Source organism: Shewanella sp. CAL98-MNA-CIBAN-0140 (assembly GCF_040309905.1).
GTDB lineage: Bacteria > Pseudomonadota > Gammaproteobacteria > Enterobacterales > Shewanellaceae > Shewanella > Shewanella psychromarinicola.
The window spans coordinates 73,524-88,625 of record NZ_JBEOPI010000020.1 but is presented as its reverse complement, the minus strand read 5'-3'; the positions used below and the strand labels follow the sequence as shown (position 1 = coordinate 88,625).

Genomic DNA, 15,102 nt, shown 5'->3' with positions numbered 1-15,102 from the left:
CAGTATTGTATTTTATCGTTTTTTGACATGATTGTTTTCCTAGATTTAGTTAGGAAATAATCATGTCACATTTGAAGGTTATTGGTATGTGCGGTTAATTGAGCGCTTACGGTACTCGTAAATCGAGATGACATAAAACCATGGCTTTTCAGTGGCTAAGCATATTTAAAACAACTTACATCTATAAAATGTAAAGTCACTTTACCTGTGTATTTTAACAGTAATGTGCAACCACACGTGGTACGGTTAAAGTAAAGGAATACACACAGGGAGCTGGTAATGGATGATTTTTCACCTTCAGATTTAAAAACAATTCTGCACTCAAAACGCGCCAACATGTACTACTTAGAGTATTGCCGAGTGATGCAAAAAGATGGCCGAGTGTTGTATCTCACCGAGGCAAAAAACGAAAACCAGTATTACAATATTCCCATCGCTAACACCACGGTATTATTGCTCGGCAATGGCACCTCTATCACCCAAGCAGCGGTCAGAATGCTCGCTCAAGCAGGCGTATTAATTGGTTTTGCTGGCGGCGGTGGCACACCGTTATACATGGGCAATGATATTGAATGGATGACACCACAAAGTGAATACCGCCCCACTGAATATGTGCAAGGTTGGTTATCATTTTGGTTTGACGACCATAAACGCTTACAAGCCGCAAAATACCTACAAACAGCCCGTATTAAGTACTTACAGCAAGTTTGGTCAAAAGATAAAGAGCTAAATACTGAAGGTTTTGTGTTTAGCGCACCAACTATTCAAACCGCGCTAGAACGATTTACACAACGCACCAATACTGCACAAAAGTCAGCAGAACTATTATTAACCGAAGCCCAACTTACCAAAGTGCTTTATAAATTTGCCGCCAATAACACCGGAATGGCAGACTTTAGTCGCCAGCATCAAACGGCGAAAAATAATGTCGACAAAGCCAATGACTTTTTAAACCACGGTAATTATCTAGCCTACGGCTTAGCGGCCTGCACTTTGTGGGTGTTGGGGATCCCCCATGGTTTTGCGGTAATGCACGGAAAAACCAGACGCGGCGCGTTAGTGTTCGATGTCGCTGACTTAATTAAAGACGCCATTGTATTGCCATGGGCTTTTGTCTGCGCCAAAGAAAATGCCACCGAACAAGAGTTTCGTCAGCAAGTACTGCAAAAATTTACCGACCATAAAGCCTTAGACTACTTATTTGATACCGTTAAAAATCTCGCACTTATGTCATTTACTGAGCCAAGTGATGCACTAATCGAAAATATTGTAGTAGACAATAAACTCGAACAGTCGCCAGAAGAAGGCGATGCATCATGATGGTCACGTTTGTGAGTCAATGTGAAAAAAATGCCCTTAAAAAGACTCGCCGAGTACTCGATGCCTTCGCCGATCGCATCGGTGATAACACCTGGCAAACCCTCATTACCGAAGACGGCTTACTTACGGTTAAAAAAATGCTGCGTCAAACCGCGAGCCGAAGCACTGCCGTAAGTTGCCATTGGATCCGCTCACGCTCAAGAGTACAGCTACTTTGGGTTGTGGGTAATAAATTGAAATTTAATCAACAAGGTTTGGTGCCAGTAAATAGTACGAGAAAAGAATTACTAAAAGAAACATCTTTTTTTAATAGTATTGATCAAATTTCATTATTTTCAGCCATTGCAGGTTTGTTCCATGATGTAGGAAAAGCAAACGCACTGTTTCAAAATAAACTGAATCCAGAGCTAACAGGTAAGTTTTATGAGCCATACCGTCATGAATGGGTCTCGCTAAGAATATTTCAGGCATTTGTCGGAAATCAAACAGACACGCAATGGTTACAATCTTTAGTTGATACAGATAATGGTACAGAAAAAGATGTTTTAGAAAAACTTACATCACTAAGGGATGGAATTGATGAAAATATTCTGAATCCTTTTGTGTTATTTCCACCAATCGCTAAGTTAGTTGCATGGTTGATAGTGTCTCACCACAAATTACCCCAATTTCCTCAAGGCGGTGATAATCCACCGTCATTTGAAAATATCAATGAATGGTTGAATCAAAACTTTGAAGCTTGCTGGAATTCACCACAATGTTTAGTTGATGATTGGCAAAAAAAAGATATCGAACAAAACTGGATATTCCCATACGGTACACCATTTTCGAGTGCCCATTGGCAAACACAAATTAGCATTTTAGCAAAGAAAGCTTTGCGTTGTGAGGCTATGTTTCAAAAAAGTTGGTTTGAACAACACTTTACTGCACACATATCACGTTTGGCTTTGATGTTATCCGACCATTATTATTCATCTCAAACCGAAACAACATCTGAATGGCAAGATCGAAATTACAAGGCTTATGCTAATACGGACAAAAATTCGAACGGACAAACCTATTTAAAGCAAAAACTAGATGAACATAATATTGCGGTAGGGATAAATGCGTATGAATTCTCTAGGTCTTTGCCTCGTTTGAAAGATGATTTACCCACATTAAAAGTAAATAAAGCACTAACAGCAAAAGTTCCTAGTAATTTCCAAGCCGATTACGGATGGCAAGATACGGCCTATAACTTAGCCAAATCAATTAAAGATGAGACAAAGAAGTATGGTTTCTTTGGCGTTTGTCAATCATCAACAGGAAAAGGAAAAACGCTCGGAAATACACGAATCATGTACGGACTTGCAGATGAAGGAAACTGTCGGTTTAGTATAGCGCTAGGTCTAAGAACATTAACATTACAAACAGCGGACGCACTTAAAGATAAACTAAACCTTGGCAATGATGAGCTTGCTTTGCTTATTGGTTCACAAGCGGTGAAAGACTTACATCAACAATCAAAAGATCCTGAGATTAGTGTTCAACAAAATCAAGGTAGTGAATCTGCTGAATCATTATTAAAAGATGAAATAACGCTAATTGAAGATTTGCCTGAGTACATAGGTGAGTGCGCTAAATGGTTTAAACATGATCCTAAAATACTAAAGCTTATTCAAGCGCCTGTATTAGTTAGTACGATTGATTACTTAATGCCTGCTAATGAAGGTATTCGCGGTGGGCGTCAAATAGCCCCTATGCTTAGATTACTTACATCTGATTTAGTACTTGATGAACCTGATGATTTTGGTCTAGATGATTTACCTGCATTATGCCGTTTAGTTAATTGGGCTGGCATGCTCGGCAGCCGAGTTCTTTTATCAACGGCTACAATATCACCATCACTAGCCAGTGCATTATTCTCCGCTTATCAAGCAGGTCGAAAACACTATACACAAGTTAATGGTGAACTTGGTGAAACCACTAAAGTATGTTGCGCATGGTTTGATGAATTTAAAAAAACTGAATCAGTACTTATATCAAATACTGATTCTTATGAAAATGAGCATAGTAATTTTATTGAAAAACGTATTAAAAATTTAGGAAAAAATAATGCGGTATTAAGAAAAGGAAAAATCGTTACTGTCGTCAAAAATGATGAACAAAAACCCAGTGAAAACATAGCGTCAGTCATTCATACATCGATACAAACTTTACATAAGCAACACAGTATTACCGTGTTAGATAAAAAAGTATCCATCGGTTTAGTACGTATGGCAAACATTGATCCATTGGTGCATATTTCTAAAATATTGTTAGAAAAAAATGCGCCTGAAAATACGATTATTCATTACTGCGTTTATCATAGTCAGTTTCCATTTTTACAGCGTTCAAAAATTGAAAAACAGTTAGATTGTGCATTATCACGACATAGTGAAAAAGAGTGGTTACAACAATCTGGCATTACTGAACGGATAAAAGAATATAATGAAACACATCATATTTTTGTTGTTTTAGCTACGGCTGTGGCTGAAGTTGGTCGCGATCATGATTATGATTGGGCAGTAGTTGAACCAAGCTCTATGCGCTCAATTATACAATTAGCTGGGCGTGTTCAACGGCATCGCAAACAAGTTCCTACTACTGAAAATATTCATGTTTTATCTAAAAATTTTAAGGGTATAAAAGGGCTTGATATAAGATTTGAAAAGCCAGGTTTTGAAACTAAAAAATTAAGTTATTCATCTGCTGATTTATGTGATCTTTTTCCAATGAATGAATTTGATGAAATTAGTGCCATAGCCAGAATTAAAGCGCCAACGTCACTCACACTAACAAAAGAGGCTTCACCACGTTTTAAATCATTTAATGAATTAGAACATCTAGCACAAACGATTCGACTTAAAGGAAGTAAAAACGAAAGAAATTATGCGGCACAATGGTGGGATAACAACGTTACATGGTGTGGTGAGTTACAGCGTTTACAACCATTCAGGCAATCAACCCCAAATGATGAATATAACCAGATGTTTACACGTACCGGGAAAGTTATTTGGCAAAAAAGAATAATTAAAACATCACCGATTGAATATGAAAATACTTCAGACATAGCAACTGAAATAGAAAATATTAAGTTTGGCGTAGGTAATTATATTTGGGGGGATTTTGACCTAAAAGAAAGCGTTAAAATTTTAGCTGTGCGAACAGGTGAAAGTGAGAATTTGGTTTTAAAAAAATTTACGAACTTATCACTTCGCCAACTAAATGAAAATTCGACTGAGCAGTGGCAGTGCCACCCTTCGCTTGGTTTATACAAAATATTGAAAAAGGATGCTTATAAAAATGATTAATGAGGATATTAAAAAAGTTCAGTCCGCGATTGAAAATTATATTGATGCTGTTGATGAACAGAAAATACAAGATAGAAACTTAGACAAACTTGTCAGTTTATTTAAGGATTTTTTCACAAATGGCTGCTTACAAGCTAAATCTATTTTTAAGCAGAATACTGATGTAAAAAACGGAGTCACTGACTTAAAAAAGAAGAAATCTGTAAAGGGCTCTTCTAAGCAAGAAAATATTGAATTCTATCGTTCACTTTCAAATGAATTAATAAGCTTGTTTAAACAACAATCAGTGCTCGTAGAGCAAGTTAAGTTGTATGAGCAATTGAAGCTTAAAGCTAAAGAAATTAGTCATTGGAATAAATATGAACAATGGTTAGGTTGGGCATTAGATTTTGGTGCCGAAAGTTATTTAGCCACTCATATTGCGAAATTAACACATTCAAGTAGTAAGGGGACATCATGTGATGTGCGTTACCATAACTCTTGCAATAAATATAGTTCTCAATACGTATTAACTGCAGAAAAGCCAATTTTAGATACGGCTTACCCAGATAATAAATATTCATCCATTTCTCAAATGTATAACATTGAGGTAGCCGAGCATTATATTGGGGATTTACTACGTGATGGTGCAGATATCTACCTGAGATGCTTTACTCAAAATAAAGAGTTATTGTCGTTTTGGTGTAAAACGTTTTCAAAACTAATTAAGAATGAAAATAAACAAAGTTACTTCCTTTCTAAACAAACTTACTTTCCAGTAGAAGATCATCAATATCACTTACTCTTACCATTAACATCATCTTCTTTAGTACATGCAATACATTTGAAGCATAAAACAATATGGGATGGTAAAATGGAATTAGATACAGTTCAAAGAGTAGCTAAATCCCAGAGAGGCAATAAAAAATACTCAGAAATAAATACATGTGCGTATTTAAATAAAGCGTACATTAATGTTACAGGTTCTAATCACTCTAACGCTTCCTCATTAAATGGTAAGCGGGGGGGGAGGATTTCATTATTGCCAACTATGCCTCCGCAATGGCAATCAATTATTCCTTCTTATGTTAATAAAACCGATGTTTTTGATCGTTCGTTGAGTTTGGTTTTAAAAAATGAAATGAATGACTTAAAAAAATACTTAGTATTAATCAAAAATAAATCGCTCAGTATAAGTGAACCAAAACGCAATGCAGCAGTAATAAATAAACTACGCGCGATAGCGGGTAACTTCTTTAATTATATTGATCAGATTAATTCACATACAGGCATAAAAAATTGGACAGTTGAAACTAATTTACCTATTGAACAACAGCTTTTATTTGAATATTTCAGAGAAGATGATAAGGCAACCATCGAAAAACAGAATAAAAAATGGATGAAAACACTTAGTAAAAGTTACGGCCGATGGTTAAATAATCAACTTAAAGACAAAGGTAAATTGTCATTAACCCCCATTCACGAAGCGGTGTGGGCAGATGCATTTTTAATTGAGTTGAGAGAGTTTGTTGCTACACAGGAGGTGACATTATGAGCCAATATCTAGTACTCAGTCATATACAAATACAAAATGCTAACTCAATTGCAGGGTTAACGTGGGGATTCCCTGCTATCACTCAGTTTTTAGGTTTTACTCATGCTTTAAATAGAAAAATATCAAACCAGTATGATGGCGAATATGATGTGGAATTAACAGGTTGTGGAGTGATATCTCACACTGTTCAAAACAAAGTATATCAACCGAAACAATTTTCTGATTTTGAGTTTATACAAAGTAAAAACCCACCTGTTTTGGCTAAACATAAAAATGCTTCACCTCCAATTATTGAGGAGGGGAAAATGAATTTGACCGTTAGCTTGGTTATTGAAATCGATAAGTCAGTAACACTAACGACAGAAAAATTAAAAGAGTTTGAACAAAAAATTGAAGACTTGTGTTATCAAATGCGTATCGCTGGAGGAACGGTATTAAACGTTAATAAAATAAAGGTTTTAGCTGCGAGCACCGAAAAACAGCACATTGACATGGTAAGGAAAATAAAAAACTTAACCATGGCTGGTTTTGTTTTATTAGATCGTAGCGAATATCTGCAACAACATTACAAAACACTAGTAAGCCGCCATAAAGAAAATGGTAATGCAAACAACGATCCACAACTTTTAGATGCATGGTTAGACTTTTCTGCACTTAAATATCAAGCAATACCCAAATTAACTAAAGATCACACTACACCAGATAAAAATACTGATGCTGACTGGGAATATGTTGCTAAACCTAATTCTGGTTACTTGGTTCCTCTTATGACGGGCTATAAAGCGATCAGTGAACTTTATGCGTCCAAGGAAGTGGATAATACTCGTGACGAATTAACCTCATCAAGATTTGTTGAAGCAATCCATTCTGTTGGTGAATGGAAAAGTATGCACAACACTCAAAAAATTACTGACATTATTTGGCGTTATAGACATGACGGACAATGGTACTTGTGTGTACAAAAAAATAATATCGCGTCAGGTGATTTAGATATAAATGAAAGCGGAATAGAACAAATTCAAACACTCAATTTAAATGAAGCACTTAACCTCTTTTAAGGATAAATAATATGACTATTTTTACAAAAATGCCTGCAGTGATCGCTTTTGATCGTAAATTAGAGCCTTCTGATGCCTTAATGTATTCAGGGAACTGGGAAAGTATAGCGTCTGATAATTCGTGGCAAGAAATTGAACTTTTTGACCGCCGTAACAGGGCTGTTCATAGTAACTTTTCACAAGAAGTTCTTGATGATGAAAATGAATTACAAAAAATGATGGCAAAGCCTAACCTTGCTTGGGGAGATGATGCTGCATTGAGTCATGAACACGACACATTAAAATTAAGTTTTACTTTACGTGTTGTAAGCGGTTTAAGCCGCCCGTCTGCATGTAACGATGTAGACTTTGAAGCTGCATATAAAGAAAAAATACACGTCTATGTTCAATCTAATATGGGTAATCTGTCTAGTCGTTATGCATATAATATTGCGAATGGTCGTTTTTTATGGCGTAACCGTGTTGGTGCACAAGAGATAAAAATTGTAGTGAACCACACAAGCTTGAATGAACCATTAATATTTGATGCCTATGATTATTCATTAAAGAATACGACCTCAGAAAATGCTGAATTAGTCAAATTGACGGAATTGATTAAATCAGGGTTTGAAAGTGACACACCTGTTTTATTGTCTATTCAAGCATATTCAAAGCTTGGTAATGGACAGCGAATTTGGCCATCGCAAGAAATGATTTTGAAAAAAGATGAAAAAAGTCGTCATCTATTCTCATTAAAAGTTAACGGTAAGGATGTGGCTGCAATGCATTGTGAAAAAATTGGCAATGCATTGCGTACTATTGATGATTGGTACCCTAGTTTTAACGAAACACAAAATCCTATTGCTATCGAAGCCTATGGCTCGGTCACACAGCGAGGTGTTGCGTATCGTTCGACAAAAAACGACTTCAAAAATTTATTGTTAAAATGGTTAAATTCAGATGATAGTGAAACTCTCAAAAAAGACGAACAGGACTTTGTTGTCGCCATGTTAATTCGTGGAGGTGTGTTTGGTGAAGGCGAAAGCTAAGGAAAGAAAATGAAATATTATCTCGATATAACCTTATTGCCAGAAGCCGACATTACTCTTGGTTTTATTTGGCAAAAGGTTTACCAACAAGTACATATTGCCTTGGTTGATAACAAAGTGGGGGGAAATGAATCAGCTATCGCCGTAAGTTTTCCGCGTTATGGTGAGCACGCATTTCTGTTAGGCAACCAATTAAGGTTACTTGCCAATGAAGAGTCGCAATTAACTAAGCTAAATATTGCAAAGTGGTTAAACCGTTTGGAAGATTATGTTCATATAAAGTCGATTAAGCCAGTCCCTGCTGAAGTGACATATACGGCTTTTGTTAGGCAGCATGTAAAAGGCGAAGCTCGAATAGAAAAAGACATGTTGAGTAAGGCTAAGCGTTGGGCTGAAAAATCAGGACAACCAATTGACACTTGTTTAGCTGAGCTTGAAAAAAGTAAACCCAAAGCAGTTAACTCATTACCTTTTATTTGGTTAGAAAGCCAAGAAACTAAGCAGCGTAATTTATTGGATAGTCGTAAATTTCCACTGTTTATCAAAAAGGTAGGACTTTTAGCTCAGCAAACTGGCGTGTTGAATTGTTACGGTTTAAGTGAAAATCATAATAATGAAGAAAAACTGGTCAGTATCCCTCAGTTTTAACCTTTATTTTTGCTCTTTAAAAATTAGAAACTAAAACAATAAGTTACAACCAGCGGTAAAAATTAGGTAAAAGTTTATATTTTACCTTAACAGCCTGTTGTAACTTATTTTTTGCGTGATATTCTACTGTTCACTGCCACACAGGCAGCTTAGAAACCACATTAGAAAACAATTGTTCAAAAATATGTGTTCACTGCCACACAGGCAGCTTAGAAATTCTTAATAACACGCTAGTATCTACCAGAGGTGTTCACTGCCACACAGGCAGCTTAGAAAAACTATAGTCCCAATTTGACTAAAATTAACCAGTTCACTGCCACACAGGCAGCTTAGAAATTTTTACGATGACCAATATCAAGTCGTTAAACGTTCACTGCCACACAGGCAGCTTAGAAACGCATAAGGGTCTGTCGCATGTGACATAGTACGTTCACTGCCACACAGGCAGCTTAGAAAAAGAAGTGTCAGTTTTACACTGTGATTGAGAAGTTCACTGCCACACAGGCAGCTTAGAAAATCGCTGACACCTGGCACATCGTAAATATTGAGTTCACTGCCACACAGGCAGCTTAGAAAGATTAAATTATTTGGTGCAAATTTTAAAACTCGTTCACTGCCACACAGGCAGCTTAGAAAGACATTAATCATCCAGGTGGCACGTCGTACGGGTTCACTGCCACACAGGCAGCTTAGAAAATCAAAATAAGCTGGCCATACGTCGCGAGTTTGTTCACTGCCACACAGGCAGCTTAGAAAGGGTTAAACGTCACCGAGACAGGTTTTCATAAGTTCACTGCCACACAGGCAGCTTAGAAATCACCAAAACAGTTAGCAGATTGATTAAATGTGTTCACTGCCACACAGGCAGCTTAGAAAGTTTGAAATGTACCTTCCGCACCAGTCACCAGGTTCACTGCCACACAGGCAGCTTAGAAAATCCAGCGATAGGCACAATTCGATACGTAAATGTTCACTGCCACACAGGCAGCTTAGAAACTTGGGACTTTTACCCTGATATGTCGGCGTCCGTTCACTGCCACACAGGCAGCTTAGAAAAATCGAATTTTATTAAAGAAGTCGAGGCATTAGTTCACTGCCACACAGGCAGCTTAGAAAGCATTTTTAAAACTGCAAATTCCACAATCAACGTTCACTGCCACACAGGCAGCTTAGAAATGATTTAATTACCGCGTGTAAAATATCAATATGTTCACTGCCACACAGGCAGCTTAGAAAGGCGACAATTCCGGGTTCCATTCCGCATTTATGTTCACTGCCACACAGGCAGCTTAGAAAAACAGATGAAAACGGCGAAGTTAAATTGCCCGGTTCACTGCCACACAGGCAGCTTAGAAAACTACCGTTTAAAATCGACAGCAACGTGTCAAGTTCACTGCCACACAGGCAGCTTAGAAAAGCGGCGGCGATAGGTGCTGCAACGTTGGTGCGTTCACTGCCACACAGGCAGCTTAGAAAGACTGTCGAAAATAAAAATCCTGAAAATTCGGGTTCACTGCCACACAGGCAGCTTAGAAAAGTGACAAGCATTTGAATTTGCGACTTTGCATGTTCACTGCCACACAGGCAGCTTAGAAATCAAGCGACAAGTCAGGATGGTACTGCATTTAGTTCACTGCCACACAGGCAGCTTAGAAACATCTGATGAAAATGTGCCGTGTAGTCAATTTGTTCACTGCCACACAGGCAGCTTAGAAAGGGTTTGGCGTGATCTGTGATGGCTATTTGGTGTTCACTGCCACACAGGCAGCTTAGAAACATCACTTCGTTTAGAACGTGCTAAGGCTGTCGTTCACTGCCACACAGGCAGCTTAGAAAATTGATAATCATAAATCAATATTGATCCCTGAGTTCACTGCCACACAGGCAGCTTAGAAAATTTTACAACTGACCAAAGCCGCCAGTTTTTTGTTCACTGCCACACAGGCAGCTTAGAAAAGTTTGCATCTAGTGTAATAGCCATTAGCACTGTTCACTGCCACACAGGCAGCTTAGAAAGCTTCGACGGTCGCACCCGCAATTTTTGCAATGTTCACTGCCACACAGGCAGCTTAGAAATCAAGCGACAAGTCAGGATGGTACTGTGTTTAGTTCACTGCCACACAGGCAGCTTAGAAAAGCCCAAAGGCTTCCTCCATGTCAGCCACTGGGTTCACTGCCACACAGGCAGCTTAGAAAAAAAAAAGGCGACCGAAGCCGCCTACATGATAGTTCACTGCCACACAGGCAGCTTAGAAAAATGGCATGTAAACGTGCAACCATATCTTGTGGTTCACTGCCACACAGGCAGCTTAGAAAACTGGCGCACTAAAAAAACTAATTATTTCCGTGTTCACTGCCACACAGGCAGCTTAGAAAAAACAGCGCCATAAGCCCTGCATCGCGTTTATGTTCACTGCCACACAGGCAGCTTAGAAAATTCCAAAAACGCAAACCGATAGACCAGTTTAGTTCACTGCCACACAGGCAGCTTAGAAATGCGACTAACTGCCCTTAAAACCATGAAACGTGTTCACTGCCACACAGGCAGCTTAGAAATTCCCAAACTAATGCGGTATTCATAACTGTTTGTTCACTGCCACACAGGCAGCTTAGAAAGTCAATGACATTGGCATTATTGTAGGTAAAATGTTCACTGCCACACAGGCAGCTTAGAAATAACCCAGTGACTAAGTCCGGACCTACGCGGGTTCACTGCCACACAGGCAGCTTAGAAAATTCAAGGTGGTGGCTTGGGTACTGAGCCAAGGTTCACTGCCACACAGGCAGCTTAGAAAAACAAAGAAGCGCTTAACTGCTTTACCCAGTAGTTCACTGCCACACAGGCAGCTTAGAAAACAAGACCGAGTCTTGAACTTCACCGACTTGCGTTCACTGCCACACAGGCAGCTTAGAAGTTTTGTGGTAAAGCCTTGGCCTTGCAGGTTGTGTCCACTGTCGCACAGGCAGCTTAATAGTGCGCGACAAGATAAAGCTCACAAACAGGTATGGGCTAGTTCGGTGAATCTTTATAGCCGCGAAGCGTCCTAGCAGGACGCAGTCCGCTCTAGCAGCGAAGCGATCCTAGCCGCGAAGCGTTCGCTTTTTATCACGCAGCGAGTGCTTTTTTGCTGCTACAATGATTTTTCTCAATACTCAACAGGGGACGTTGTCCGTGAATACTTTTCGTTTATTGGCCGTGTTTGGTGTTTTTTTGTTGCCAAGCGTGAATGCTGCGCCATTTCAATTTGATCAAAAAACCTATCGTCAAGATGTGCAAACCCTCGCCAGCGATAAATTTGAAGGTCGTGGGCCCTTGTCACATGGTGAGAAGTTGACGGTGGAGTATGTAGAGCATGCATACAAGGCCATGGGTCTTAAGCCGGGCTTTGGTGACAGTTACCGTCAAGCTGTGCCGATGGCAAAAATTACTGCTGACCAAACCATGCAGTTTAACATTGGCGATTTGGTTTTTAATAATGGCACTGATTTCACCGCGCGCACTGAGCAAGTTTTGCCTCAAGTTGCGTTAGATAATAGCGACGTGGTGTTTGTTGGTTACGGCATTAATGCCCCTGAATATCAGTGGAATGATTACGCTAACATTGATGTAAAAGGCAAAACCGTCATTGTGCTAGTGAATGATCCTGGTTTTGCTACGCAAGATCCTGACATTTTTAAAGGTAATGCCATGACCTATTATGGTCGTTGGACTTACAAATACGAAGAAGCGGCAAGGCAGGGGGCTAAAGCGGTATTTATTGTCCACGAAACTGCACCCGCCGCTTACGGTTGGAATGTGGTCGAAAACAGCAATACCAATACCAAGTTCACATTAGTCGATAATAATAAAAATCAATCACATATTGGCGTGATGGGTTGGGTTCAACATAATGTCGCCCAAAAAGTGTTTAACGCTGCGGGGCTTGATTTTGATAAGCTAAAACTGACTGCAGCCAACGCTGGATTTAAGTCTATTCCGCTCAAGCTTAACGCTAATTTAGCGGTAAAAAATACTATCGAATTAGCCACATCCTATAACGTAGCGGGGCTATTACCTGGCACCAGCCAAGCCGATGAATGGTTGGTGATGCATGCGCATTGGGATCACTTGGGTAAAACAGTTCAAGATGGCCAGACTCGCATTTATAACGGTGCGGTCGACAATGCCTCTGGTGTCGCAGGCGTGTTACAACTTGCTCGTCATTTTAAAGAGCAAAGCAAAGCGCCAAAACGATCTATTTTATTTGCTGCGTTTACCGCCGAAGAAACCGGTCTTATTGGCGCGCAATACTTTGCTGCCAATCCGCCGGTGCCAACTAAGCAATTAGTGGCGTTTTTAAACATTGATGGCATGAATGTCGATAAAGGCGTGGATTATATTTTGCGTTATGGCCAAGGCGTATCGCAGTTAGAAACCTATCTAGATAATGCTGCCAAAGCACAAGGTCGCACGGTTAAAGCCGATCCTCGGCCGCAAAATGGCTTGATGTTCCGTTCAGATCACTTCGCCTTAGCTCAGCAAGGTGTGCCTGGGTTGATGTTTATGAGTTTAGGCGATACCGATCCAGATTATATTGCCCATAAATACCATCAAGCTGCAGACGACTATGATGCCAATTGGGATCTGGGTGGGGTTGAGCAAGACTTAGCCTTAATAAGTGATATTATTGCACAGCTAGCCAATAACAATGACTGGCCAAAATGGCTCGAAGAGTCAGACTTTAAAAAACGTCGCGCTCAAGACGGTAAATAGTCGCAATATTATTTGATAAAAAGAGGAGGCGAAAGCCTCCTTTTTTGAGCCATTAAATCTATTATTTGAACAGTCCAAAGCGTCAGTTAATGATGCTATAGGACAATAAATTTAGCGCATTTTATCTCTTGTCTTTGGACTCCAAGGTGTTAGCTCTAAAGCGCTTTAAATGACGATTTGCATTAGCCAAAGCATGCCAATCTGGTCGTTACTAACGCGGTCAGTAACAGCAGGGGGAAATGTCGTTATTTTCTGTCAATATGGCGAAAATGAGGTTTTTTTGCTGTCAGATGAAGGGCGAAAAATACAGTTTACACTGCCCCCACTGATCAGCCCCCACTTATCCTGAATAATAACTCCCCCTATATGACATCCTCAGCTCTCGATTTGGTTTTTGCTTCTATAGCTGAACCACGTACGGTGATTTCTAATAAACGGTCTGTACCTTTACACCTTTTAGCTAATGGTAATAATTGAGATTTAAAATCATTATTATCAATTAAGTTTTCCATCGCACTTAACGAGATTTCATACTCACCACAGTTTTCATTTGAGCATAAATAATGCCGTTTGTTTTCATGGTCCGTTTTCATGTAATTTGAATCCGAATGACAAAGGTAACAACTGTCAGAAAATTGATTATTATTCACAAATTATCCTTAGGTATAACGTTGTAGTATTTGTGCTGTTTGCAAGGCACAAATCGCTTGTTGGACTTGACCGACGCCTAGTCTAAATTAATGGGTCTGCTTTATGGCTTATGCAATGGGAAACTGGCGTTTTTTGATGCTGGATCTGGGCTACAGAACAGATTTGGATCAATAGATATCGTGTAGTGGGTCGGTTTTTCATTGAAATTCCTTTTCATCATATATTGCTATCATACATCTTTGAGTCTAGCGGATCCAATGAGGGGTAAATTCTATTGAATTTTGGCTATACGCCACGGCTTAGTTTATCAGATTATTGAACTAAGCCCGATAAAGTCGACCACTTAAGTTATTGTTAACATTGTCATTAACTAATTATGTTATTGATTTAATTGTATTATTTTTTAATGTATTTGCATTTTATCTGTTGTGGCAAGTCAAAGCTATCTTAAATATTATCAATACATTCACGATTAGTTGGTTTGGATAATCTCGATAAATGGTATTTACCGCTCATTTTACAACATTTCATGCCCCCGTATGCTCTAAGACTTTCAGGCTTTATAATAAGATAAGCCAAAGCCGTCTAAATTTGCAGTCAAATGCTGGATTAATCCCCATGGCGACCTTTTCGCTATGATTGTGAATATGGCTTTGAAAAATGTAGCCGGGCGACTTATCGTGGCTAATTTTTTTATCAAGAGTAAAGAGGGAACAGGCGCTAGTTTCCTCTTGGTCTGGTGTGGGCGAAGTGCCATGCCGTTAGTGGCCGCAGGCTA

Annotated in this window: 8 protein-coding genes and 1 CRISPR repeat array; of the genes, 7 read left to right on the top strand and 1 reads right to left on the bottom strand. The window is 39.1% G+C overall.

All coding sequences use genetic code 11. The features are described 5' to 3' along the window. Positions 1–279 precede the first annotated feature (279 nt). The 7 genes from cas1f (at position 280) to AAEY93_RS11985 (ending at position 13,673) form a co-directional block, all read left to right on the top strand. Positions 280–1,320 (top strand): type I-F CRISPR-associated endonuclease Cas1f, encoded by a 1,041-nt coding sequence (gene cas1f, locus AAEY93_RS12015; RefSeq protein ID WP_351077147.1) that lies wholly within the window; start codon positions 280–282, stop codon positions 1,318–1,320. Beyond that, positions 1,317–4,652, top strand: a complete 3,336-nt coding sequence (gene cas3f / locus AAEY93_RS12010) for a type I-F CRISPR-associated helicase Cas3f (RefSeq protein WP_351077144.1) — start codon at positions 1,317–1,319, stop codon at positions 4,650–4,652. Before cas1f ends, cas3f begins: the two co-directional genes overlap by 4 nt. Continuing rightward, the gene (locus AAEY93_RS12005) at positions 4,645–6,186 is read left to right on the top strand and encodes a type I-F CRISPR-associated protein Csy1 (protein WP_351077141.1); all 1,542 of its coding nucleotides are present in this window, start codon (positions 4,645–4,647) and stop codon (positions 6,184–6,186) included. The genes cas3f and AAEY93_RS12005 overlap by 8 nt, the downstream gene beginning before the upstream one ends. After that, positions 6,183–7,244, top strand: coding sequence for a type I-F CRISPR-associated protein Csy2 (gene csy2, locus AAEY93_RS12000; RefSeq protein ID WP_351077138.1), 1,062 nt, complete (start codon positions 6,183–6,185; stop codon positions 7,242–7,244). The genes AAEY93_RS12005 and csy2 overlap by 4 nt, the downstream gene beginning before the upstream one ends. Positions 7,245–7,255: 11 nt before the next feature. Continuing rightward, positions 7,256–8,272, top strand: coding sequence for a type I-F CRISPR-associated protein Csy3 (csy3, locus tag AAEY93_RS11995; RefSeq protein ID WP_351077135.1), 1,017 nt, complete (start codon positions 7,256–7,258; stop codon positions 8,270–8,272). Positions 8,273–8,281: 9 nt separating this feature from the next. Next, positions 8,282–8,920: a type I-F CRISPR-associated endoribonuclease Cas6/Csy4 gene (gene cas6f, locus AAEY93_RS11990; protein ID WP_351077132.1), complete on the top strand. Its 639-nt coding sequence runs from the start codon at positions 8,282–8,284 to the stop codon at positions 8,918–8,920. Positions 8,921–9,048: 128 nt separating this feature from the next. Continuing rightward, positions 9,049–11,835: a CRISPR direct-repeat array (repeat unit 28 nt; unit sequence GTTCACTGCCACACAGGCAGCTTAGAAA). A gap of 221 nt (positions 11,836–12,056) precedes the next feature. Further along, the gene (locus AAEY93_RS11985) at positions 12,057–13,673 is read left to right on the top strand and encodes a M28 family metallopeptidase (RefSeq protein WP_502959556.1); all 1,617 of its coding nucleotides are present in this window, start codon (positions 12,057–12,059) and stop codon (positions 13,671–13,673) included. 362 nt (positions 13,674–14,035) lie between these two features. Here AAEY93_RS11985 and AAEY93_RS11980 read toward each other — a convergent pair whose 3' ends face one another. After that, on the bottom strand, positions 14,036–14,323 hold the full coding sequence (locus AAEY93_RS11980; RefSeq protein ID WP_101032264.1) for a hypothetical protein: 288 nt from the start codon (positions 14,321–14,323) through the stop codon (positions 14,036–14,038). Positions 14,324–15,102: the final 779 nt, after the last annotated feature.

Excerpts from the sequence above, each read along its gene's own strand:
- cas6f (WP_351077132.1), top strand. The coding sequence starts at position 8,282 with ATGAAATATTATCTCGATATAACCTTATTGCCAGAAGCCGACATTACT.
- cas1f (WP_351077147.1), top strand. The coding sequence starts at position 280 with ATGGATGATTTTTCACCTTCAGATTTAAAAACAATTCTGCACTCAAAA.
- cas3f (WP_351077144.1), top strand. The coding sequence starts at position 1,317 with ATGATGGTCACGTTTGTGAGTCAATGTGAAAAAAATGCCCTTAAAAAG.
- AAEY93_RS11985 (WP_502959556.1), top strand. The coding sequence starts at position 12,057 with ATGATTTTTCTCAATACTCAACAGGGGACGTTGTCCGTGAATACTTTT.
- AAEY93_RS12005 (WP_351077141.1), top strand. The coding sequence starts at position 4,645 with ATGATTAATGAGGATATTAAAAAAGTTCAGTCCGCGATTGAAAATTAT.
- csy3 (WP_351077135.1), top strand. The coding sequence starts at position 7,256 with ATGACTATTTTTACAAAAATGCCTGCAGTGATCGCTTTTGATCGTAAA.
- csy2 (WP_351077138.1), top strand. The coding sequence starts at position 6,183 with ATGAGCCAATATCTAGTACTCAGTCATATACAAATACAAAATGCTAAC.